This is a genomic window from Nitrincola sp. (genome assembly GCF_048264025.1).
GTDB lineage: Bacteria > Pseudomonadota > Gammaproteobacteria > Pseudomonadales > Balneatricaceae > Nitrincola.
Map to the genome: position 1 here is coordinate 14903 of NZ_JBLXDN010000035.1, position 23201 is coordinate 38103.

Sequence of the window (23201 nt, forward strand, 5' to 3'; positions counted from 1 at the left end):
ACTTTTCTATTGCTTCAACCGGTTTTTGTCGTGAAATATTTTCATTCCAGTGAGATGCCCCGAGGTCAACATGGCAACAGAAATTCAGAATAGTTCCCCAAACACGTATTTTGTGACTTGCCCAAAAGGGATGGAACAGTTGCTTGCCGATGAGTTAGTTGGCCTGGGTAGCGAGCAGGTCAAGATGACTGTTGCAGGGGTCAGTTGCCAGGGTGACAAGGCGTTAGGTTATCGCATTTGTCTCTGGTCAAGGCTCGGCAGTCGTGTGTTGTTGCGACTTGTGGAAACACCCGTGACAACGGCTGATTCAATGTATGACGCAGTGCAAACGATTGACTGGCTGGAACGCCTACGCCCATCAGGAACGTTCAGTGTGGACTTTAATGGCCGCAGCGATGAAATCCGTAATACCCACTTTGGCGCGTTAAAAGTTAAGGATGCCATCGTAGACCAGATTAGAACTGCCACAGGGCAACGCCCGGAAATAGACAAGCAGCAGCCGGAGCTGCGAGTCAATGTACACCTTTCTCGCGGTAGTGTATCAGTATCACTGGATCTCTCCGGGGACAGTCTGCACCGTCGTGGCTATCGGGCCAAAACCGGTGAAGCTCCGATGAAAGAAAACCTGGCGGCGGCCGTTTTGCTGCGTGCAGGCTGGCCACAGAGTGATATGACTGAGTTGTTGGACCCTATGTGTGGTTCAGCCACTTTGTTAACAGAAGCGGCGATGATGAGCCTGGATATTGCGCCGGGACTTTACCGTCAGCGCTTTGGCTTTATGCGCTGGCCGGACTTTGACCGTCAGTTGTGGCAAGTGCTGCAGGATGAGGCGCAACAGCGAGCCGAGCAGGGGCGTGCTGGGTGTCAGGTCCGGTTGTATGGCTCGGATCAGGACGCCCAGGTGATTGCGGCTGCCAGAGAAAATATCAGGCGAGCAAAGCTGGACAGTGTCATAGAGTTACAGGTGTGCGAACTCAGTCAGGTGCAGTGTCCGCCAGGGGTAGAGAAGGGGTTGTTGGTGACTAACCCTCCCTATGGTGAGCGCTTGGGTGAAACCGATCAGTTAATGTTTCTGTACCAGCAGTTGGGGCAGGTGCTACGCGCTCAGTTTGCCGGTTGGCGTGCTGCCGTACTGACCGCTGACCCCATGCTCTGTAAAGTGATGGGATTGAAGTCGCACAAAGACTATCAGTTGTTTAATGGCGCACTGGAAAGCCGACTGTTTTTGTTTGAGGTGTATGCGGCACGGCCCGAGAGTGAAACGGCTGATTTAGCTCAAGCGCAAAAACCGGCCTTATCCGAAACGGCGCAGATGCTGGCAAATCGCTTGCAGAAAAATCTGAAAAATATGCGCCGCTGGTTGAAGCAGGATGGTATCGAATGCTATCGCTTGTATGATGCTGACATTCCTGAATATGCGGTTGCCGTGGATATCTATGCCGATCAGGTGCTGGTACAGGAATATCAGGCACCTGCGAGTATCGATCAAGTGAAGGCATTTAATCGCCTGTCTGAGGCCATGGCCGTGGTAGCCGTAGTGCTGGAGAAAAAACCGGAACAAATTATCCTGAAGCAGCGCAAACGTCAGCAGGGAGCTGAGCAGTATCAACGCCATAATGAAACCGGCCATTTTTTTGAGGTGATGGAGCACGGCTGTCGTTTGCGGGTTAACCTGCATGACTATCTGGATACTGGCTTGTTTCTGGATCATCGCCCGGTACGCCGTCGGATTCAGTCGCTGGCAGCCGGTAAGGATTTCCTCAACCTGTTTTGCTATACCGCCACTGCTAGCGTGCATGCCGCCGTGGGTGGTGCGTTATCAACTACCAGTGTGGATATGTCGGCAACCTATTTGGAGTGGGCGAGAGCAAACCTCGACCTGAATTCTCAGTCGCATGTACAGCATCAATTGGTGCGTGAAGACTGCATGAAATGGTTAAAGCGTCAGCCTGGACCGGCCTACGACCTGATTTTTATGGACCCACCGACCTTTTCTAACTCAAAACGTATGGATGGGGTATTGGATGTGCAGCGTGATCATGTGGAGTTGATTGAGGACGCGATGCGTTTGTTACGACCGCAGGGGCTGTTGATCTTCTCTAACAACTACCGTCGTTTCAAGATGGATTATGATGCCTTGAGCCAGTATCAGATACAGGATATCTCCGCGCTGACGCTGGACCCAGACTTCAAGCGTAGCCCACGCATTCATACCTGCTTTGAAATCCGCAAAGCCTAAAAGCAATCGCCCGGAGACCGGGCTCCTACGATGCACCCCCTGTAGGAGCTCGCTGTGGGAGCTCGCTCCGCGAGCGAAAAACAATCGCCCGGAGACCGGGCTCCTACGATGCACCCCCCTGTGGGAGCTCGCTCCGCGAGCGAATCGAATCGCCCGCAGAGCGGGCTCCTACAAGGTTGGGTGTTAACCCGGGTAATCGCGTTTTTTGGCACCGGTGTAGAGCTGGCGCGGACGGCCAATTCGGTTCGGGCTGGAATGGAATTCGTTCCAGTGTGAGATCCAGCCAATGGTGCGTGACATGGCAAAAATCACCGTGAACATGCTGGTTGGAATGCCCATTGCCTTCAGAATGATACCTGAATAGAAGTCTACGTTCGGGTACAGCTTGCGCTCTACAAAGTAGGGATCTTCCAGGGCAATTTCTTCCAGACGGCTAGCGATTTTCAGCAACGGATCATTGATGCCGAGTTCGTTAAGCACTTCATCGCAGGTTTTTTTCATTACCCGTGAGCGCGGGTCGAAGTTACGATAAACGCGGTGACCAAAGCCCATCAGGCGGAACTGATCATCAGGATCCTTGGCGCGCTTGATAAACTCAGGGATGTTGGCTTCATCGCCTATCTCTTCAAGCATGGTCAGAACGGCTTCGTTTGCACCGCCGTGAGCGGGTCCCCAGAGGGCGGCAATACCGGCAGCGATACAGGCGAAGGGGTTGGCACCCGATGAGCCTGCCAGGCGTACAGTTGAGGTTGAAGCATTCTGTTCATGATCGGCATGCAGCGTAAAGATACGGTCCATGGCGCGAACCAGTATCGGGTTGGCTTCATAGTCTGAGCAGGGTGTAGCGAACATCATGCGCAGGAAGTTTTCTGCATAACCCTTGTCATTACGTGGAAAAATGAAGGGTTGGCCGATAGAGTACTTGTGACACATGGCCGCCAGTGTTGGCATCTTGGCAATCAAGCGATAAGCACAGACTTCACGGTGATGTGCATTGTTGATATCCAAAGAGTCATGGTAAAACGCTGAAAGTGCACCGACAACACCACACATAATTGCCATAGGGTGTGCATCACGACGGAAGCCCTTAAAGAAGGAGATCAGTTGTTCATGCACCATGGTATGGTTGCTGATGGTGGTAACAAAAGTTTTCTTCTGCTCGGCATCTGGCAGTTCGCCATTCAGCAGCAGATAACACACTTCCAGATAGTCTGATTTTTCAGCCAGTTGATCAATTGGGTAGCCGCGGTGCAGCAGTATTCCCTGGTCGCCGTCTATATAGGTTATCTGTGATTCACAGGCCGCCGTGGACACGAAGCCGGGGTCATAGGTGAAAAGACCTTTGCCAGTCAGTGGACGAACATCTATGACATCCGGGCCTTCAGTTCCGGAGTACACAGGAAGTTCAATCGTTCCGTCCAGGCCATCGACCGTCAAACGAGCTATCTTGTCAGCCATAGTTGGCTCCTATTATTCGGTTATAATTACAATGACTTAGTTGTTTAGTCACTTGATTACATTATCAGGTACTACCTGAATGAGAACTCGACAACTATAGAGATTGGGCAGGGTTTGTCAATTCAACCTAAAGGCGAATACCGCATTGCAGCATAGCATAATATAACGGTATGAGTGATCTGAATCCCTTGGTCGTGCATATCTACTAAGAATGTAGCAGAAAGTGGTGTAGTAGCGGCGTGGTGGGTGTTAGACCATTGTTGTACAGGCGTCAAGTTGCGTTGTATTCAAACTGGTAAATGACTATACTCCGGCCCTGAGTTGCCATTGTACACTTGTGCAATGACACAAATGTGCAATGCCAGTTCGGCAAACGAACTACTGCTTCTGAGCACTTCCCAGCAACCCGTCCTGCAAAGGGACTCAAAAGTGTGAACTAGAGCCGTGAACAAAAAACGACCTGTAAATTTAGATATACAAACTATTAAACTGCCACTTCCGGGGGTCACCTCAATACTGCATCGTATAAGCGGTGTTGCGCTGTTTTTTGGCGCCATCTTTGCGTTGTATTTATTGAGTCTGTCGCTGGATTCTCAGTCGGGCTTTGATGCCGCCGCTGATCTTCTCCGGGATAGTTTCCTGGCAAAACTCATCGCTTGGGGATTCGTCTCCGCACTGCTGTACCACCTCGTTGCCGGTATCAAGCATCTGATTATGGATCTTGGCTACTTCGAAGAGCTGGAGTCAGGAACCTTGGCTGCTAAAGTCACCCTGATCCTTGGCGGTGTATTAGTCCTTCTGGCAGGAGTATGGATATGGTAACAACTATTACGAATTTTGGCCGTAGCGGCCTTTACGACTGGATGATGCAGCGCGTCACGGCTGTCGTGCTGATGGCCTACACCATTTTCATGTTGGGCTATCTGCTGTTCAGTTCTGATCTGAGCTATGCACAGTGGTCTGCATTATTTGAAAACACGGCCATGCGCATTTTCACTCTGTTGGCAATTTTGTCTATGGTTGCGCATGCCTGGATCGGTCTCTGGTCGGTTTCCACTGACTATATCAAACAGACCGGTATCCGTTTCGTGTTTCAAGCCGTTTGTGGCCTGCTGGCGTTTATATACGTTGTGTGGGGCATTCAGATTCTGTGGAGTGTCTAAACAATGACTAAGCTGCGTACTTTAACCTTTGATGCCATTGTTGTCGGTGGCGGTGGTGCGGGCATGCGTGCTGCACTTCAGTTGGCTCAGTCAGGTCTGAAAACTGCCTGTGTCACTAAAGTCTTCCCGACCCGTTCACACACCGTTTCTGCTCAGGGTGGTATCACCTGTGCGATTGCCAGTGCGGACCCCAATGATGATTGGCGCTGGCATATGTACGACACCGTTAAAGGGTCGGACTATATCGGTGACCAGGATGCGATTGAATACATGTGTTCTGTCGGTCCTCAGGCTGTATTTGAACTGGATCACATGGGTCTGCCTTTCTCGCGTACTGAAATTGGCCGTATCTATCAGCGTCCATTCGGTGGTCAGTCAAAAGGCCCGGATAACCCGACTCAGGCTGCACGTACCTGTGCTGCCGCTGACCGTACCGGTCACGCCTTGTTGCACACCCTGTATCAAGCCAATATGAAGGCTGGCACTACCTTTCTGAATGAATGGTATGCCGTTGATCTGGTGAAAAATGTTGATGGCGCGGTTGTGGGTAGTATTGCCATTTGCATCGAAACCGGTGAAACCGTTTATATCAAAGCCAAGGCCACTGTGCTTGCTACAGGTGGTGCAGGACGTATCTTCGCCTCTACAACCAATGCGCTTATCAACACCGGTGACGGTATGGGTATGGCGTTGCGTGCAGGTTTTGCGGCGCAGGATATGGAAATGTGGCAGTTCCATCCGACCGGTATTGCCGGTGCGGGAACTCTGGTAACAGAGGGTTGCCGTGGTGAAGGTGGCTATCTGATCAATAAAGATGGTGAGCGTTTCATGGAGCGCTATGCGCCCAACGCCAAAGATCTTGCTGGTCGTGATGTGGTTGCGCGTTCAATGATTCTGGAGATCCTCGGTGGTCGCGGTTGTGGCCCGGATGGTGATCACGTATTGCTGAAGCTGGATCACCTGGGTGAAGAAGTTCTGCATTCACGCTTGCCTGGTATTTGCGAACTGTCAAAAACCTTTGCGGCTGTGGACCCGGTTAAAGAGCCGATTCCTGTGGTGCCTACCTGCCACTATATGATGGGTGGCTTGCCGACTAACATTGGTGGTCAGGTTATTTCTCCGGATGCCGAAGGCAATGATCAGATTATTGATGGTTTGTTTGCCTGTGGTGAAGTGGCGTGTGTGTCTGTTCACGGTGCTAACCGTCTGGGTGGTAACTCACTGCTGGATCTGGTGGTATTTGGTCGTGCAGCGGGCATTCAGATCGAACAGCAGATGCGTGAAGGCTATGAAGTAAAAGATGCTACCGAGGCTGACATCGAAGCCGCTATGGTACGTCTGAACCGCCTGAATAATTCTGCCGGTGGTGAGAAAATCGCTGATGTACGTAAAGAGTTGCAGAGCACTATGCAGCTGTACTTCGGTGTATTCCGTGACGGTCCAAGTATGGATAAAGGCCTGCAGTTACTGGGTGAAATCCGTAACAAGGTCGAAAACCTGTATCTGGAGGACAAGAGTCAGGCGTTCAATACCTCACGTATTGAAGCACTGGAGCTTGAAAACCTGTTGGAAGTTGCTGAAGCCACGGCTGTTGCCGCCATTGAGCGTAAAGAGTCTCGCGGTGCGCATGCCCGTAACGACTTCACCGAGCGTGATGATGAAAACTGGCTGTGTCACTCGGTCTATTATCCGGCTGATAAGCGTATAGGTAAGCGTGCAGTTAACTTTGCACCTAAAACCATGGACGCCTTCCCGCCCAAGATCAGAACTTACTAAGAGGCTGATGATATGCTGGTAAGTGTATACAGATACAACCCTGAAACAGACGATGCACCCTACATGCAGGATATCCATATTGATATCCCGGGTGGTAAGGACATCATGGTACTGGACCTGCTCCAGCTACTGAAAGAAAAAGATCCTACCCTGGCGTTCAGACGCTCATGCCGTGAAGGCGTGTGCGGTTCTGATGGCATGAACATGAATGGTAAAAATGGTCTGGCGTGTATTACGGCCTTGTCTCAGGTTGTCGCAAAAGACAAGCTGGTATTGCGTCCATTGCCAGGTCTGCCTGTCATTCGTGATCTGGTTATTGATATGACCCAATTCTACAAGCAGTATGAAAAGGTCAAGCCGTTCCTGATCAATGACACGCCTGCGCCCGCTATTGAGCGTCTGCAAACGCCGGAAGATCGTGCCGAGCTGGACGGACTCTATGAGTGCATTCTTTGTGCTTGTTGTTCAACCGCCTGTCCGTCTTTCTGGTGGAACCCGGACAAGTTCATTGGTCCTTCAGGTCTGTTGCAGGCGTATCGTTTCCTGGCGGATACGCGTGATACCGCCCGTGAAGAGCGTTTGGCTGAGCTGGATGATCCGTTCAGTGTGTTCCGTTGCCACGGTATCATGAACTGTGTGAGCGTTTGTCCTAAGGGGCTGAACCCAACCAAGGCGATTGGTAAAATTCGTAATCTGCTGCTGCAAAGGGCAACCTGATCACGGATATCCAACAAAACGGCGCCCTCAGGCGCCGTTTTTGCATCTACCCAAAAGGTCTATGTTACGCCAGCCATTAATTTCTGTAGAATTTCCGGTGGATGAACTGTGTTAAGCGCAGCAGAAAAGTCGTAAAATAACGAGAGTGCGTCTGTGTAGTGCATCAGACAGCATCAAAAACGGTAATCAGCTAAGAGGAAGCCAGCCAAGTGTGGTGAGGAGTGGTGCAGCCTTGCCGGACAGCTTACCTCAGACTCAGGGTGAAATAATAATGCAAGACAGCATGATGGAGCTGATGTGGAAGAATGCTCACCTATACGGTGGCAACCTTTCATATGTTGAACAACTCTACGAAACTTACCTGCTAGATCCCAATGCCGTTCCACAAGAATGGCGTGAAGAATTCGACAGACTCCCGGGAACAGGTAGTAACCTCACTCAGGATATCCCACACTCTCCCGTTCGTGACCACTTCCAGTTGCTGGCTAAAACACAGCGCAGAGCCGGACCGGCCGCCGCGGGTAGTGTCAGCTCCGAGCACGAAAAGAAACAGGTTCGTGTGTTGCGCATGATCAATGCCTACCGTGTGCGTGGCCATCAGATTGCTCAGATAGATCCGCTGTATCTGCTGGAGCGTCCACCGGTACCCGATCTGGATTTGCGTTTTCATGAGCTGTCTGAAGCTGATTACGATACCAAGTTCCAGTTGGGCTCGCTGTTCTTCGGTCAGGAAGAAGCGCCGCTTAAAGACATCGTTGCCGATCTGAAGAAAACCTACTGTTCATCTGTAGGTGCTGAGTACATGCACATTGTTGATACTCAGGAAAAGCGTTGGATTCAGTCTCGCATGGAGCCGGTTCGCTGTGATCCCGTGCTGGAGGCCGATACACGCAAACATATTCTGGAACGTTTGACCGCCGCTGAAGGTCTGGAAAAATACCTGGGATCACGTTACGCCGGTGCTAAGCGCTTTGGTGTAGAAGGTGGTGAGTCGCTCATCCCTTGTTTGGATGAACTGGTTCAGCGTGCCGGTAAAGATGGCGCTAAAGAGATCGTCATCGGCATGGCTCACCGTGGCCGTCTGAACGTGCTCGTGAATCTGTTTGGTAAAAATCCGTCAGATCTGTTTGGCGAGTTCGAAGGTAAGAAAACCCTCGAAACCTCTGGCGATGTTAAGTACCACCAGGGTTTTTCATCCAACGTGATGACACCCGGTGGCGAAGTGCATTTGGCAATGGCGTTTAACCCATCACATCTGGAGATTGTTTCTCCGGTGGTCGAAGGCTCTGTACGTGCACGCCAGGATCGCCGTAAAGATACTGTCGGCAACACGGTTATTCCTGTTTCGATCCATGGTGATGCGGCTTTTGCGGGTCAGGGTGTGGTCATGGAAACTTTCCAGATGTCACAGACCCGTGCCTACAAAACTGGCGGTACCATTCATCTGGTAATCAACAACCAGGTGGGCTTCACCACCTCGAAGAAAGAAGATGCGCGTTCGACTGAATACTGTACCGATGTAGCTAAAATGGTTCAGGCGCCTATTTTCCATGTGAATGGGGATGATCCAGAAGCCGTGCGTTTCGTTACGCAGTTGGCATTGGATTACCGCAATGAGTTCAATAAAGACGTGGTGATCGACCTGGTTTGCTATCGCCGTCGTGGTCATAACGAAGCGGATGAGCCCTCCGGTACTCAGCCGATGATGTACAAGCAGATCAAAGTACAGAAAACCACCCGTGAGCTCTATGCGTTGCGTTTGCAGGAAGAGGGAGTAATCTCGGCTGATGACGCCAAAGAGATGGAACAGTCCTACCGCAAAGCGCTCGAAAATGGCGAGCATGTCGCCAAATCACTGGTGCTGGAACCCAACACTGAACTCTTCGTTGACTGGAAACCCTACCTGGGCCACCAGTGGAGCTTTGATGCCGACACCCGCGTTGATATCAAACTGCTGCAAGAGCTGGGACAGAAAATGTGCCGCTTCCCTGAAGGCTTCCCGATTCAGCGTCAGGTACAGAAGATCTATGATGACCGTGTGCGTATGGCCGCCGGTGCGATGGAAATCAACTGGGGCTTTGCTGAGACCTTGGCATATGCCACTTTGTTGGCTGAAGGCAATCCAGTCCGTCTTACTGGGCAGGATGTTGGCCGAGGTACTTTCTCACACCGTCATGCTGTTGTGCATAGCCAGAAAGATGCCAGTACTTATACGCCGCTGAGGCACCTGGCTGATGATCAACCGCAGTTTGATATTTACGACTCCTACCTGTCGGAAGAAGCGGTACTGGCGTTTGAGTACGGTTACTCTACCACCATGCCGAATACTATGGTGATCTGGGAAGCGCAGTTTGGTGACTTTGCCAACGGTGCTCAGGTGGTTATCGACCAGTTTATCACCAGTGGCGAGCACAAGTGGGGCCGCCTGTGTGGCCTGACCATGCTGTTGCCGCACGGCTTTGAAGGGCAGGGACCAGAGCACTCATCGGCCAGGCTGGAACGCTTCCTGCAAATGTGTGCTGAACACAATATCCAGGTTGCGGTACCGACAACACCTGCACAGATTTTCCATCTGTTGCGTCGTCAGATGACACGTCCACTGCGTAAGCCGCTAGTGATCATGTCACCAAAATCCTTGCTGCGTCACAAGCAGGCCGTTAGCTCGCTTGAAGACCTGGCTGATGGATCCTTCCAGCCGGTTATTCCAGAAGTGGATAAGCTGGATGCGAAGAAGGTCAAGCGTCTGGTCATGTGTAGTGGTAAGGTCTACTACGACCTGTATAACCGTCGTGCTGAACTGGAAAAACAAGATGTCGCCATCGTGCGTATCGAGCAGCTCTATCCTTTCCCGGAAGTGCCTCTCGCTAACGCCATAGCCGACTATACTAATCTCGAGTCAGTGGTTTGGTGTCAGGAAGAGCCGATGAACCAGGGTGCTTGGTATTGCAGTCAGCACCATATGCGTCACGTGCTACAGAAGCATAATCCGAAACTCTTCCTGGAAGGCGTCGGTCGGCCACATGCAGCGGCGCCCGCTGTCGGCTATATCTCTGTGCACATTGAGCAGCAAGAAAAACTGGTTAATGAAGCGATTAATGGTTAATAACACGTTCGAATGAACCACTGAGCAGCATACAAAAGGAAAGAACATGAGTATCGAAATTAAAGCACCTACGTTTCCTGAATCGGTCGCCGACGGAACAGTCGCTACCTGGCACAAACAGCCAGGCGAGGCCTGTGTAACTGATGAACTGATTGTTGATATTGAAACCGACAAGGTTGTCCTGGAAGTTGTCGCACCGGCAGACGGTGTGCTTAAAGAGATCCTTAAGGGTGAAGGCGACACAGTACTGAGTGAAGAAGTGCTGGCTATCTTTGCAGCCGGTGCTGTGGCGTCAGCCGCCCCGGCTGCTGATACGGCTTCTCAGTCAGGTGATGACGCTTCGACTACCGATGCAGAAAAAGTCGGCCCGGCAGCGCGTAAACTGATTGATGAAAACAACCTGGATGCCTCGCAGATCAAAGGCACTGGCAAAAATGGTGGCATCACCAAGGAAGATGTTCAGTCTTACCTGAATAATCGCAGTGCCGCACCTGCGCCGGCAGCGGCAGCCCCTAAAGCGGCAGCCCCTGCAGTTACCTTGAATGTAGCCGCTGGTGAGCGTGTTGAAAAACGTGTTCCGATGACGCGTCTGCGTGCCACCATTGCCAAACGTCTGGTTGAAGCACAGCAAAATGCCGCCATGTTGACTACCTATAACGAAGTTAACATGAAGCCGGTCATGGAACTGCGTAAGCAGTACAAAGATCTGTTCGAAAAGACCCACAATGGTACTCGTTTGGGCTTTATGTCTTTCTTCGTAAAAGCCACCACAGAAGCACTGAAACGCTTCCCAGGTGTTAATGCTTCTCTCGATGGCAGCGACATGGTTTATCATGGTTACCAGGATATCGGTGTGGCTGTATCCACCGAACGTGGTTTGATGGTACCGGTGCTGCGTGATACCGACAGCATGAGTCTGGCTGATGTTGAAGCCACCATTGCTGACTTTGGCAGACGTGGTCGTGATGGTAAGCTGGGTATGGATGACATGCAGGGCGGCACCTTCACCATCACTAACGGTGGTGTGTTCGGTTCACTGATGTCAACGCCGATCCTGAACCCACCGCAGACCGCGATTTTGGGTATGCACAAAATCCAGGAACGTCCTATGGCAGTCAATGGCCAGGTTGTGATCCTGCCAATGATGTACCTGGCCCTGTCATACGACCACCGTATGATTGATGGTAAGGAAGCGGTACAATTCTTGGTTACGATAAAAGATTTACTGGAAGATCCTGCACGTTTGCTGCTTGAAGTCTAAGTACGCGAATAGTCACTCAACTGAAAACAGGATAGATTAATGTCTGATAAGTTTGATGTAATTATAATTGGTTCCGGTCCTGGTGGTTATGTAGCCGCTATCCGTGCCGCTCAACTGGGCTTAAAAACAGCTTGTGTTGAAAAATGGGTTGATGATAAGGGCGCTGCGGTATTGGGCGGCACCTGTCTGAACGTAGGTTGTATTCCGTCTAAAGCACTGCTGGAAACTACCCACAAGCTGCACGAAGCACAACATGGCTTCGCCGCACAGGGTATTCTGGCAGAAAACGTGCGCATGGACACCAAACAGATGGTGACCCGCAAAAACCAGATCGTAAAAAATCTGACCGGTGGTATCGCTGGCTTGTTCAAAGCCAATGGCGTCACATTGCTGCAGGGTAAAGGCAAGTTGCTAGCCAACAAACAGGTTGAAGTAACGGCCAATGATGGTTCTGTCAGCCTGCACGAAGCCGAGAATGTTATTCTGGCTTCAGGTTCTGTACCTGTTGAAATCCCGCCTGCACCGCTGACTGAAGGTTTGATTCTGGATAACGCCGGTGCATTGGATATCGATGAAGTGCCTAAGCGTCTGGGTATTATCGGTGCCGGTGTTATCGGTCTGGAAATGGGTTCTATCTGGGCGCGTTGTGGTTCAGAAGTCACCGTACTGGAAGCAATGGACTCTTTCCTGGCCTTGGCTGATCAGGACGTTGCCAAAGAAGCCCACAAGCAGATGACCAAACAGGGTCTGGATATCAAGCTGGGCGCACGCTGCACTGGAACTGAAGTCAAAGGCAAGGAAGTGACTGTCAAGTACACTGACGCTAATGGCGAACAGGAGCTGGTGGTTGATAAGCTGATCGTTGCTGTGGGCCGTCGTCCACTGACCCAGGGTCTGGTCTCTGATGACACAGGTGTCAAACTGGACGAGCGTGGCTTCATCTTCGTTGATGAGCAGTGCCGTACCAATGCGCCGGGCGTCTATGCGATTGGTGATATCGTCCGTGGTCCGATGCTGGCGCATAAAGCGTCTGAAGAAGGCATCATGGTCGTGGATATCATCGCTGGCCACAAAGCACAGCTGAACTATGACTGTGTACCGAACATCATCTACACCTTCCCTGAACTGGCTTGGGTCGGTAAAACCGAGCAAGAGCTGAAGAACGAAGGTGTAGCGATCAAAGTTGGCAAATTCCCGTTTGCGGCGTCAGGCCGTGCAATGGCTGCCAATGCCACTGAAGGTTTCGTCAAAATGATTGCTGACGAAAAAACCGATCGCATTCTGGGTGTACATATCGTCGGTGGTATTGCCTCAGAACTTATCGCGCAAGCGGTGATTGCGATGGAATTCTGTTCAACTGCGGAAGATTTGCAGATGACAGTTTTCGCTCACCCAACAGTGAGTGAAGCGGTTCATGAAGCCGCACTGGCTGTGGATAATCATGCTATCCATGTAGCCAACCGTAAAAAGCGCTAACCTGAAGGGTTGCTGTGCAGTGACAGGCCACAAGCCTGCTTCACTGCGCGTGCAGTTCACACAAGGTGCAGTCAGCGGTTAACAGCCCTGTGCTGTACATGTTTAATCGATAATTCAACGGATCAGAACATGAACCTTCATGAATACCAAGGCAAACAGCTGTTTGCTCAATATGGTCTGCCGGTTTCCATTGGCTTCGCGGTAGATACGCCGGAAGACGCAGCCGCAGCAGCAGAAAAAATCGGTGGTGACAAATGGGTTGTAAAAGCCCAGGTTCACGCAGGCGGACGTGGTAAAGCTGGCGGTGTTAAGCTGGTAGATACTCCTGCAGATGCTGCAGCATTTGCTGAAAAATGGCTGGGCCAGCGTCTGGTAACTTACCAGACAGATGCTAGTGGTCAGCCAGTTACCAAAATTTTGGTAGAAACTTGCACCGATATCGCCAACGAACTCTATTTGGGTGCAGTTGTTGACCGTTCTACCCGTCGCATCGTTTTCATGGCCTCTACTGAAGGTGGTGTTGAGATCGAGAAAGTGGCGCATGAAACACCTGAGAAAATCCTCAAAGCTACGATCGATCCTATGACCGGTGCACAGCCATACCAGGGCCGTGAATTGGCATTCAAATTGGGTTTGCAGGGCGATCAAATTAAACAGTTTGTACAGATCTTTATGGGTCTGGCTAAAATGTTTGAAGAAAAAGATCTGGCATTGCTGGAAATTAACCCGCTGGTTATCACTGATGCTGGCAACCTGCACTGTCTGGACGCTAAAATCGTTATCGACAGCAATGCGATTTACCGTCATAAAGATATTCAGGCGATGCATGATCCTTCACAGGATGATGAGCGCGAAGCGCATGCGGCTCAGTGGGAACTGAACTACGTTGCTCTGGAAGGTAATATCGGTTGTATGGTTAATGGTGCCGGTTTGGCCATGGGTACCATGGACATTGTTAAACTGCACGGTGGTCAGCCTGCAAACTTCCTCGACGTTGGCGGTGGTGCAACCAAAGAGCGTGTTACCGAAGCCTTCAAAATTATCCTGTCTGATAGCAGTGTAAAAGCGGTTCTGGTTAACATCTTCGGCGGTATTGTACGTTGTGACCTGATTGCTGACGGCATTATCGGTGCTGTGAAAGAAGTCGGCGTTGAAGTTCCAGTCGTCGTGCGTCTGGAAGGTAACAATGCCGAGCTGGGTGCCCAGCGTTTGGCTGAGTCCGGTCTGGATATCATTGCAGCCACCAGTTTGACTGATGCAGCAGTGCAGGTCGTTAAAGCAGCGGAGGGTAAATAATCATGGCAATTCTTATCAATAAAGACACCAAAGTAATCTGTCAGGGATTCACTGGTGGCCAGGGTACCTTCCATTCTGAGCAGGCGATTGCTTACGGTACTAAAATGGTCGGTGGTGTTACACCGGGCAAAGGCGGTACTGAGCACCTGGGTCTGCCGGTATTCAATACCGTTGCTGAAGCTGTAGAAGCTACTGGCGCTGAAGCCTCTGTAATCTACGTACCAGCGGCTTTCTGTAAGGATTCTATCCTGGAAGCGGCTAACAGCGGCATCAAACTGATCATTTGTATCACTGAAGGCATCCCGACTCTGGATATGCTGCAGTGTAAAGTCAAGTGTGATGAGCTGGGTGTGCGTCTGATCGGACCTAACTGCCCAGGTGTTATCACCCCGGGCGAGTGCAAGATCGGTATCATGCCAGGTCACATTCACCTGCCGGGTAAAGTCGGTATCGTATCGCGTTCCGGTACACTGACTTATGAAGCGGTTAAGCAGACTACAGATGCTGGTTTCGGTCAGTCTACTTGTGTCGGTATTGGTGGTGATCCAATCCCTGGTTCTAACTTCATCGATATTCTGGAACTCTTCCAGAATGATCCGCAGACTGAAGCGATCGTCATGATCGGTGAGATCGGTGGTTCTGCTGAAGAAGAAGCCGCGGCTTACATCAAAGCCAATGTCACCAAGCCCGTTGTATCTTACATTGCCGGTGTTACTGCACCTGCTGGTAAGCGCATGGGTCATGCTGGTGCGATCATCTCGGGTGGTAAAGGTACAGCGGCCGAGAAGTTTGCAGCACTGGAAGATGCTGGTGTGAAAACTGTTCGCTCGCTGGCGGATATTGGCAAGGCACTGTCTGAACTGACAGGTTGGCCAACCAAGTAACCCTTATCTCTAGGGTTTCAAAAAAGGCAGCCTTTATGGCTGCCTTTTTTTATGTGCAGCGGAGCGTGCATTTTTTGTACAGTTGTTGATCTGTATCAATTTTTACTGGCTCGTTAGCTTTATAATCACCCGTTTTTCGAATTTTGGGATTAAATAGCTGTGGATGTACCCTACCGTAAAAGCCAGCCAGTAGTCGTTGAAGGTTCGCATCAGCAATCGATTCAGGAGTTGGCACGAAAAATAGAGGTGCTATTAGGGCAGGATTTCCAAAGCCCTGATATTGAACAGCTGGCGTTCGCTATATCTGAGCAGAAAATTCCATTTACGCTGATCACACATGAATTGGCACTGCTAAGAACCAAAGCAATTAATGCGGCCGTGGTCAAGGCCGATATGGTGGCTGTGGAACGCACCCAAAATGAATTTAATCGACTCGAAGACAGCTTTGCCAGTCTGTATATACAGCATTACCTTAAAGACCTGGAAAGACGTAACCATCTGCGCATTCAGCATATCAATGCTCTGAGTGAGAAAAATCTGCTGGTACATTTCGAAGCACATTTAGTCTGGATGCAAGATTTGGTGAAAGCGGTATTAAGCAACAATCACGAGTTGCTTCCCGAGGCTAATCCACAGTGTTGCGCATTTGGTCAATGGTTGTATGGAGAAGGTCAGGATATCATCCGCGATAGCAGCCATCGTAAGCACATAGAAGAATTGCACCAAAAATTACACGGTACCTCGTCGGCTATAGCGAAAGAATTACACAATGTGCGCAATAACTTGCGTATGCACGCTTTGGTTAAACGGACTGAGTTTTTGTCTCTGGATATGGGTAGTGAAATATCACTGATCAATAACATGATCTTGGTGAGTACCTATAATAAGGATCCTCTGACTGGTTTGTTGTCACGCCGGTCAATGGATAAAGTGTTGATCAATCAAATGGAAATATCCAAAGCCACCGAAACCTCTTTTTGCGTAGTTATGTGTGATCTGGATAACTTCAAGCTGTTGAACGATGATAAGGGACACCTTGTTGGTGATGCCGCCCTGAAGTTTTTTGCACAGCGCATGGTTGAGCAGTTACGGTGTTCGGATCTGATCTTTCGTTTTGGTGGGGAAGAGTTTTTAATCGTGCTGCCTTCAACCAGCTACCCACAAGCCTATAATCGGGCTGAAAGTCTTCGTGCTTCATTGCAAAGTGCGCCATTTTGTTTTGAGGGCGAGCAGCAAATATTAACGGCCAGCTTTGGGGTTGTAGAAATTGCGCCTGAGCAGTACCGCTATATCGATAAGCATGCTATTAATGATGTGATCCACGAAGCGGATAGTCGCTTGTACAAAACCAAAGCAACGGGACGGAACTGCGTTATCTAGTTGCCGGAATTCAGGGCACTCGGTGGGCATCAACTTCGATATGCCGCATGCGGGACCCAAGTAACTCTATATTGCCCTGGTAGCGTTCATCCCCGGTACTGGTGAACTCAAAGACGTAACGTCGTTTAATGGTTAACTGGCCATTGTGCGGGCTTCGAACCATAGATAAGCGCCGCAAGGCGACACTCTGATCCAGCAACTGTAAAGCCTCGCGCTCGCAATAGCGCTTGACCTGCTTAAGTGCTAACTCCCGCGCCTTGAGATTTTGCCACCAGAGTAGTGCAATCACAGCGATTAGGGTCATCCAGATCAGTGCCGTCAAATCAAACAACATAAACGTTTCCTTCAAATGTATGGATGAAATATACACGCTGGTCGGCCTGAATTGTAGCTAAGCACTTATAAATAAGAGTAGATGAAAATAGTTGAGTGAAATGGTATGGTTTAGCTGAAAGCAGCGGAAAAAGGGAGACTGGCATGGTTGGAATGCGCACACTTGATACGCTCAACTTCGATAACACTTATGCAGGGCTACCCTCGCACTGGTTTCAGCGTACTCAACCTAAAGCACTGAAAAATGCACATTTAATCAGCTTTAACCCCCGGGTGGCGGCTCATCTTGATCTGGATCCCTGTCAAACACATCCGCAGGACCTGGCCAGTTATTTTGGTGGTCAGATGGCATTACCGGGCGCAGAGCCTTTAGCGATGAAGTATACCGGACATCAGTTTGGCCATTACAACCCCGACTTGGGTGATGGTCGAGGTTTGCTGCTCGGTGAAGTGGTTAACAGCAAAGGTCAACGTTGGGACCTGCATCTGAAAGGGGCAGGGCAGACGGCCTATTCACGCTTTGGTGATGGTCGGGCAGTGTTACGTTCCAGTATTCGCGAGTATCTGGTCAGTGAGGCCATGTATGGACTGGGTATCCCGTCAACCGACGCTTTGTGTCTGGTGGGGAGTGAAGAATACACGCCACGGCTGGGGATGGAGCCCTGTGCTATGTTGCTGCGTGTTACGCCTTGCCATATTCGCTTTGGTCATTTTGAATGGTTGTATTACAGTCGCCGGCACGATGAACTGAAGCAACTGGCCGATTACTGTCTGGCACGCTTCTATCCGGATTGCAGTAGCGCAGATCAACCCTACCTGGCCATGTTTGATCAAGTTATGGAGCGTACGGCGCGGCTGGTGGCGCATTGGCAAACCTATGGTTTTGTCCATGGTGTTCTGAACACAGACAACATGTCGATCCTGGGCGAGACCTTTGATTACGGCCCCTACACCTTTCTGGATAGCTATGAACCTGATCATGTCGCCAATAAAAATGATGACGGTGGGCGTTATGCCTTCTTTCGTCAGCCTGCGATAGTGCATTGGAATCTGGCGTGTCTGGCTCAGGCGCTGTTGCCTCTGATCTCCAGGGAAGCTCTGGAGGCTAAGCTGGAGAGCTTTCCGGCCAAGGTGGCCCAGTATCAGTTGAGTCGTCAAAAAGCCCGTCTTGGTCTGCAAACCGAGCAAGCAGGGGATGCCGAGCTGGTAAGTCAGCTTTGGCAGTTGTTTGAACAGCAGAAAACCGACATTACGCTTTTTTTCAGTGCGCTGACCGAACTTACGACGGATGAACTCAGGGCGGATGCATTACAGGCATTTACCCAGTCGAATACAGCGGATTGGGCGCAGTGGTTTCAAACCTATCAACAACGTGTAACGCAGGAACACGCCAGTGGGCCCATCAGGCATCAGCAGATGCGTTCCGTTAATCCCTATTACCTGCTGCGCAATTACATGGCGGAGGAGGCTATACGGGAAGCGACACAGGGTGATTATCGGCTGGTAAATCAGTTGCTGCCAATTCTACGCCATCCTTGTGAGCAGCATGCGGCTGCAGAGCGTTTTATGGCGTCCCCGCCGGATTGGGCTGCAGCCATCTGCCTGACCTGTTCCTCCTGATCAGTAATTTCGATAAATACAGACACTTGCGCTAGAGTTGCCCTAAGCGATCTATTAGACTAAGGATTAACTACGGCGTGAGGCATGGGTATGTACTTTCAGCAGGCTTTTATTCTGGATAACTGGCTCAATATTTTGGCACTGGTTTGGTTCCTGGTCTGTTTTAATGGCTATATGGCTTATTCCAGAGTGAAAAGCTATTCAACGCCCTGCCTGGCGAGTGTGATGCATATCTATCGCACCGAGTGGATGCGACGCATGCTGACACGCGATAATCGTATTGCCGATACCACAGCCATCTCCAATCTGGAGCGTAGTGTGTCCTTCTTTGCCAGTACTACTATTCTGGTTATGGCCGGTATTCTCACCGTCATGAGTTCGACCGAACAGGTCATCAGTCTCATCGAGGATCTGCCTTTTGCCATGGCGGCCACTCGCAAGGAGTGGGAATTGAAACTGCTGGTGATGTTGCTGTTGTTCGTTTATGCCTTCTTTAAATTCACCTGGAGCCTGCGCCAGTATGGCTTTGCTTCAGTCATGGTCGGTGGTGCACCGGCACTCGGAGAGGGTTTGAGCGAGCGTGAAATGGAAGCCCATGCCGCACGTGTCGCCAAGATGACATCCATGGCGGCCAATAGCTTTAACCTGGGTTTGCGCTCCTATTATTTCAGTATTGCTATACTCAGTTGGATTATTAATCCCTGGTTATTCATGGTGTTGAGTGCCGTAATTGTCTTTGTGCTATACCGTCGTGAGTTCCGTTCTTCAACCCTGACAACCCTGATGATGAGCTCTGAACTGAACCGGCCAGTGATTTCTAACATCGATAATGGCACACAATAACTTGAAACTCTGAAATTTGCCCCTATATCTCAGCCAGTGTGAAGGCATTCAGCCTTGATGATTTTTCGTCAAACATGAGTCTGAGGTACAAATGAGTACAGAAACCCAGAAAGAAACACTTGGTTTTCAGACCGAGGTTAAGCAACTCCTGCACCTGATGGTGCACTCGCTCTATTCCAACAAAGAAATCTTCTTGCGTGAGCTGATTTCCAATGCGTCTGATGCAGCCGAAAAACTGCGTTTTGAAGCGCTGGAAAATGCTGAGCTTTATGAAGGAGATTCAGATTTAAAAATTCGCGTTAGCTTTGACAAAGACGCCAAAACGGTCACCATCGAAGATAACGGCATAGGTATGAACCGCGATGAAGTGATTGAGCATCTGGGGACGATTGCCAAGTCCGGGACTGCCAGCTTCATGTCGCATCTTACCGGTGATCAGTCCAAAGACAGTCAACTGATAGGTCAGTTTGGTGTCGGCTTTTATTCTTCTTTTATTGTTGCCGATCAGGTCGATGTGTTTTCCCGTCGTGCCGGTACCGCTGTGACTGATGCGGTGCACTGGTCTTCACGCGGTGAGGGTGACTTCACCATAGAGCCGACTGAAAAAGCCGGACGTGGTACACGTATCGTGCTGCATCTGAAAGACGCTGAATCTGAGTTTGCGGATGGCTGGCGTCTGCGCAGCCTGGTACGTAAATATTCTGACCATATTGCCTTTCCGGTGTTAATGGAAAAAGAAGCATCAGAGCCTGAAGAAGGTGAAGAAGCGCCTGAGGCCAAAGCACCTGAATTCGAATCAGTTAACAGTGCAACAGCGCTCTGGACACGCAGCAAAAGTGACCTGAACGACGAAGAGTATCAGGAATTCTACAAGCATATTTCCCATGATTTCGCCGAGCCGCTGAGCTGGTCGCATAACAAGGTCGAAGGCAACCTGGAATATACCAGCTTGTTGTATCTGCCCGGTCATGCCCCGTTTGATTTGTGGAACCGTGAAGCGCCTCGTGGCTTGAAGTTGTACGTGCAGCGTGTGTTTATCATGGATCAGGCTGACCAATTCCTGCCACTCTACCTGCGTTTCATCAAGGGTGTAGTCGACAGCAACAACCTGTCGCTGAACGTCTCCCGTGAAATTCTGCAGAAAGACCCGAATGTCGACAAGCTGCGTAGTGCCCTGACCAAGCGTGTGCTGGATATGCTCAGCAAACTGGCCAAAAACGATGCTGAAAAGTATGCCAGCTTCTGGAAAGAGTTCGGCCAGGTGATCAAAGAAGGGCCTGCCGAAGACTACGCCAATCGTGACAAAATTCTCAAGCTGTTGCGCTTTGCCTCTACCCATACCGGTAATGCCGAGCAGAGCGTAGGCCTTGAAGACTATGTGTCGCGGATGAAAGAAGGTCAGGAGAAGATCTTCTACGTCGTGGCTGACAACTACAATACTGCTAAAAACAGCCCGCATTTGGAAATCTTCCGCAAGAAAGGTATCGAAGTGCTGTTGCTGACAGACCGCATTGATGAATGGATGATGAGCCAGCTGTTCGACTTCGAAGGCAAGTCCTTCCAGGATGTCACCAAGGGCGAACTGAACTTGGGTGAAGTCGAAACCGAAGAAGAGAAGCAGCAGCAGGAAGAAAGCGCCAAGGTGTTGGAGGGCTTGCTGGAGCGCCTGAAGCCCGTGCTGGATGCCCGTGTGTCGGACGTTCGCGTTACCCATCGTCTTACCGATTCGCCAGCCTGTCTGGTGCTGGGTGACTACGACATGGGTGCGCAGATGCGCCGTATCATGGAAGCCGCTGGCCAGCCAGTACCGGAAAACAAACCGATCTTCGAACTCAACCCTGAACACCCGTTAATCAAAAAACTGGATCAGGAACCTGACGAAGCTCGCTTTGCTGACTTGGCGCTGGTGCTGTTCGATCAGGCCGACCTGGCCGCCGGCGGCCAGCTAGACGACCCCGCCGCCTACATCACGCGCCTAAATAAGCTCCTGCTTGAATTAAGCGCCTAACCCATATCGCCCTCCGGGCGAGCGGTCTGTAGGAGCCCGGTCTCCGGGCGAAAGATCGCTCGCAGAGCGAGCTCCTACAGTTAATGCAGTTAATGTAGGAGCCCGCTCCGCGGGCGAACCCTCCAACCCCAATCCCCTACACCCAACGAGCCCGTTCCGCGGGCGATATTGTCTCCAACCCTCTCGATTTGTTTGCCACTCTGGTTTATTCTTGAAAGAAAATCACTTCAACCTGTCTGGATATTCCTATGAAAACAATAATTACCCCTCTGTCGTTCGCTCTGCTGCTTGGTAGCAGCGTTGTATTTGCTGATGCCGAAATTGAAGGTATTGTTGACCGTCATTGTCAGGCTTGCCATGATGCTGGATTAGCGGGTGCTCCGAAGCTTGATGATGCCGCTAGCTGGGCGCCACGTCTGGCAACCGGTGTTGATGCAATGACCCAGACAGTGTTAACCGGTAAAGGTGCCATGCCACCTAAAGGTACCTGCTTCAGTTGCACAGATGAGCAGCTACATGCTGCCGTTGAAGAGCTAGTAGGTCGCTTGAAGTAAGCGTATGCTGAACATAATTACTTGAGGAAGAATGTATGTCTGAGGAACAGAAACAACTGACTGATTCATTCAATGCCTTGTTGGCACTTACGTCTGATCTGGTGTTTGTCATTGAAGATGAAACGGTCCGTGTTGTCAGCCCAGGTGATGAGGATTGGTTATTAGTCAGTGAGTTGCCCGGTAAAACGCTGGAAGACCTGTTCCCACAAGATTTTCTAACGCTATTGCGTGGTTATATCAGAACGTCACGTGAACAACGCCAGGTAGTCAAAAATGAACTGGTGTTCAGGCCAGATCATCAGCATGCTTTCAAAGCGTTAGGGCTCAAAGAAGTGATCTGGTTCCATAGCCGGATTATGGTTACAGATGACGATCAACTGATCTGGTCTTTACGCAATATCAATGATCGAAAAAAACTCGAACGCCGCATCACCAGTCAGGCACAGCGTGACCCGTTGACCGGTGCCTACAATCGTCGTGCGCTGATGCCAGTGCTGGAGCAAAACATTGCCCAGGCACAGCGATACGATGGCATCTGCAGTATGTTATTGATCGATGTTGATGACTTTAGCGGCATCAATGATGAACATAGTTGGGATGGCGGCGATCAACTGCTGCGCCACATGGTTACTGAGCTGCACAGAATGAAGCGAACGGCAGATTTCCTGGCCCGTTTCAGTGATGACCAGCTAGTGCTATTTTTGCCTGAAACCAATCATGACCAGGCATTACTGGCCGGTGAACGCGTACGCAGACTCACAAACGATCTGGAATTACCCTTCGCCTCCGGCAATATCAGCTGCACAGTCAGTGTAGGTGTAGCCACCTTGGCAGGTATCGAAGATTCTTCCGAAGACATGATTCGTAGAGTAATGGAAAACCTGGCCGTAGCTCGCCAAAGCGGCGGAAATCGCGTAGAAGGCGAATCCTTCTAACATCCCTGTAGGAGCTCGCTCTGCGGGCGAAAGATCGCTCGCAGAGCAAGCTCCTACAAGGGGGGATGTGTGATGTTTTGTAGGAAATAAGATGGACCCGCCCCCCTAACAATGTGCCATGCTTATCTGACGAGAAAGCAAACCGGCATCTGAGT

At 50.5% G+C, this 23201-nt stretch carries 18 protein-coding genes; 16 read left to right on the forward strand and 2 right to left on the reverse strand.

What is annotated here, in order from left to right:
- Positions 1-70 precede the first annotated feature (70 nt).
- Positions 71-2239, forward strand: a complete 2169-nt coding sequence (gene rlmKL / locus ACN0R1_RS17490; RefSeq protein WP_417585213.1) for a bifunctional 23S rRNA (guanine(2069)-N(7))-methyltransferase RlmK/23S rRNA (guanine(2445)-N(2))-methyltransferase RlmL — start codon at positions 71-73, stop codon at positions 2237-2239.
- 183 nt (positions 2240-2422) lie between these two features.
- Here the strand turns inward: rlmKL and gltA are convergent, their stop codons facing one another.
- The gene (gene gltA / locus ACN0R1_RS17495; protein WP_417585215.1) at positions 2423-3697 is read right to left on the reverse strand and encodes a citrate synthase; all 1275 of its coding nucleotides are present in this window, start codon (positions 3695-3697) and stop codon (positions 2423-2425) included.
- A 444-nt stretch (positions 3698-4141) separates the two neighbouring features.
- On the opposite strand from gltA, the gene sdhC reads away from it, so the two are divergent.
- From sdhC to ACN0R1_RS17545, 10 genes are all read left to right on the forward strand, one after another.
- Positions 4142-4519 carry a succinate dehydrogenase, cytochrome b556 subunit gene (sdhC, locus tag ACN0R1_RS17500; protein WP_417585217.1) on the forward strand — a complete coding sequence of 126 codons (378 nt, stop codon included), beginning with the start codon at positions 4142-4144 and terminating at the stop codon, positions 4517-4519.
- Positions 4513-4860 (forward strand): succinate dehydrogenase, hydrophobic membrane anchor protein, encoded by a 348-nt coding sequence (sdhD, locus tag ACN0R1_RS17505; RefSeq protein ID WP_417585219.1) that lies wholly within the window; start codon positions 4513-4515, stop codon positions 4858-4860. The genes sdhC and sdhD overlap by 7 nt, the downstream gene beginning before the upstream one ends.
- A gap of 3 nt (positions 4861-4863) precedes the next feature.
- Positions 4864-6636: a succinate dehydrogenase flavoprotein subunit gene (gene sdhA / locus ACN0R1_RS17510; protein ID WP_417585221.1), complete on the forward strand. Its 1773-nt coding sequence runs from the start codon at positions 4864-4866 to the stop codon at positions 6634-6636.
- Between the two features lie 12 nt (positions 6637-6648).
- Positions 6649-7353 carry a succinate dehydrogenase iron-sulfur subunit gene (locus ACN0R1_RS17515; protein ID WP_417585223.1) on the forward strand — a complete coding sequence of 235 codons (705 nt, stop codon included), beginning with the start codon at positions 6649-6651 and terminating at the stop codon, positions 7351-7353.
- A 271-nt stretch (positions 7354-7624) separates the two neighbouring features.
- Positions 7625-10456: a 2-oxoglutarate dehydrogenase E1 component gene (locus ACN0R1_RS17520; RefSeq protein WP_417585225.1), complete on the forward strand. Its 2832-nt coding sequence runs from the start codon at positions 7625-7627 to the stop codon at positions 10454-10456.
- 46 nt (positions 10457-10502) lie between these two features.
- On the forward strand, positions 10503-11717 hold the full coding sequence (gene odhB / locus ACN0R1_RS17525; protein WP_417585227.1) for a 2-oxoglutarate dehydrogenase complex dihydrolipoyllysine-residue succinyltransferase: 1215 nt from the start codon (positions 10503-10505) through the stop codon (positions 11715-11717).
- Between the two features lie 39 nt (positions 11718-11756).
- Positions 11757-13193 (forward strand): dihydrolipoyl dehydrogenase, encoded by a 1437-nt coding sequence (gene lpdA / locus ACN0R1_RS17530; protein ID WP_417585229.1) that lies wholly within the window; start codon positions 11757-11759, stop codon positions 13191-13193.
- Between the two features lie 129 nt (positions 13194-13322).
- Positions 13323-14489, forward strand: coding sequence for an ADP-forming succinate--CoA ligase subunit beta (gene sucC / locus ACN0R1_RS17535; RefSeq protein ID WP_417585231.1), 1167 nt, complete (start codon positions 13323-13325; stop codon positions 14487-14489).
- 2 nt (positions 14490-14491) lie between these two features.
- Positions 14492-15373: a succinate--CoA ligase subunit alpha gene (sucD, locus tag ACN0R1_RS17540; protein WP_417585233.1), complete on the forward strand. Its 882-nt coding sequence runs from the start codon at positions 14492-14494 to the stop codon at positions 15371-15373.
- A 159-nt stretch (positions 15374-15532) separates the two neighbouring features.
- Positions 15533-16753: a sensor domain-containing diguanylate cyclase gene (locus ACN0R1_RS17545; protein WP_417585235.1), complete on the forward strand. Its 1221-nt coding sequence runs from the start codon at positions 15533-15535 to the stop codon at positions 16751-16753.
- A 10-nt stretch (positions 16754-16763) separates the two neighbouring features.
- Here ACN0R1_RS17545 and ACN0R1_RS17550 read toward each other — a convergent pair whose 3' ends face one another.
- Positions 16764-17087 carry a DUF3301 domain-containing protein gene (locus tag ACN0R1_RS17550; RefSeq protein WP_417585237.1) on the reverse strand — a complete coding sequence of 108 codons (324 nt, stop codon included), beginning with the start codon at positions 17085-17087 and terminating at the stop codon, positions 16764-16766.
- A gap of 143 nt (positions 17088-17230) precedes the next feature.
- Between ACN0R1_RS17550 and ACN0R1_RS17555 the strand changes: the two genes are divergently transcribed.
- The 5 genes from ACN0R1_RS17555 (at position 17231) to ACN0R1_RS17575 (ending at position 23046) form a co-directional block, all read left to right on the forward strand.
- On the forward strand, positions 17231-18706 hold the full coding sequence (locus tag ACN0R1_RS17555; RefSeq protein WP_417585239.1) for a protein adenylyltransferase SelO: 1476 nt from the start codon (positions 17231-17233) through the stop codon (positions 18704-18706).
- 84 nt (positions 18707-18790) lie between these two features.
- On the forward strand, positions 18791-19549 hold the full coding sequence (locus ACN0R1_RS17560; RefSeq protein ID WP_417585241.1) for a DUF599 domain-containing protein: 759 nt from the start codon (positions 18791-18793) through the stop codon (positions 19547-19549).
- Between the two features lie 91 nt (positions 19550-19640).
- Complete coding sequence (gene htpG / locus ACN0R1_RS17565; protein ID WP_417585243.1) at positions 19641-21557, forward strand: molecular chaperone HtpG; 1917 nt, start codon at positions 19641-19643, stop codon at positions 21555-21557.
- A 248-nt stretch (positions 21558-21805) separates the two neighbouring features.
- A complete protein-coding gene (locus tag ACN0R1_RS17570; RefSeq protein WP_417585245.1) occupies positions 21806-22111 on the forward strand; it encodes a c-type cytochrome in 306 nt (101 codons plus the stop codon).
- Between the two features lie 35 nt (positions 22112-22146).
- Positions 22147-23046 carry a GGDEF domain-containing protein gene (locus ACN0R1_RS17575; protein ID WP_417585247.1) on the forward strand — a complete coding sequence of 300 codons (900 nt, stop codon included), beginning with the start codon at positions 22147-22149 and terminating at the stop codon, positions 23044-23046.
- Positions 23047-23201 lie beyond the last annotated feature (155 nt).

Excerpts from the sequence above, each read along its gene's own strand:
- rlmKL (WP_417585213.1), top strand. The coding sequence starts at position 71 with ATGGCAACAGAAATTCAGAATAGTTCCCCAAACACGTATTTTGTGACT.
- gltA (WP_417585215.1), bottom strand. The coding sequence starts at position 3,697 with ATGGCTGACAAGATAGCTCGTTTGACGGTCGATGGCCTGGACGGAACG.
- sdhD (WP_417585219.1), top strand. The coding sequence starts at position 4,513 with ATGGTAACAACTATTACGAATTTTGGCCGTAGCGGCCTTTACGACTGG.
- sdhA (WP_417585221.1), top strand. The coding sequence starts at position 4,864 with ATGACTAAGCTGCGTACTTTAACCTTTGATGCCATTGTTGTCGGTGGC.
- ACN0R1_RS17515 (WP_417585223.1), top strand. The coding sequence starts at position 6,649 with ATGCTGGTAAGTGTATACAGATACAACCCTGAAACAGACGATGCACCC.
- ACN0R1_RS17520 (WP_417585225.1), top strand. The coding sequence starts at position 7,625 with ATGCAAGACAGCATGATGGAGCTGATGTGGAAGAATGCTCACCTATAC.
- odhB (WP_417585227.1), top strand. The coding sequence starts at position 10,503 with ATGAGTATCGAAATTAAAGCACCTACGTTTCCTGAATCGGTCGCCGAC.
- lpdA (WP_417585229.1), top strand. The coding sequence starts at position 11,757 with ATGTCTGATAAGTTTGATGTAATTATAATTGGTTCCGGTCCTGGTGGT.
- sucC (WP_417585231.1), top strand. The coding sequence starts at position 13,323 with ATGAACCTTCATGAATACCAAGGCAAACAGCTGTTTGCTCAATATGGT.
- sucD (WP_417585233.1), top strand. The coding sequence starts at position 14,492 with ATGGCAATTCTTATCAATAAAGACACCAAAGTAATCTGTCAGGGATTC.
- ACN0R1_RS17550 (WP_417585237.1), bottom strand. The coding sequence starts at position 17,087 with ATGTTGTTTGATTTGACGGCACTGATCTGGATGACCCTAATCGCTGTG.
- ACN0R1_RS17555 (WP_417585239.1), top strand. The coding sequence starts at position 17,231 with ATGGTTGGAATGCGCACACTTGATACGCTCAACTTCGATAACACTTAT.
- ACN0R1_RS17560 (WP_417585241.1), top strand. The coding sequence starts at position 18,791 with ATGGGTATGTACTTTCAGCAGGCTTTTATTCTGGATAACTGGCTCAAT.
- htpG (WP_417585243.1), top strand. The coding sequence starts at position 19,641 with ATGAGTACAGAAACCCAGAAAGAAACACTTGGTTTTCAGACCGAGGTT.
- ACN0R1_RS17570 (WP_417585245.1), top strand. The coding sequence starts at position 21,806 with ATGAAAACAATAATTACCCCTCTGTCGTTCGCTCTGCTGCTTGGTAGC.
- ACN0R1_RS17575 (WP_417585247.1), top strand. The coding sequence starts at position 22,147 with ATGTCTGAGGAACAGAAACAACTGACTGATTCATTCAATGCCTTGTTG.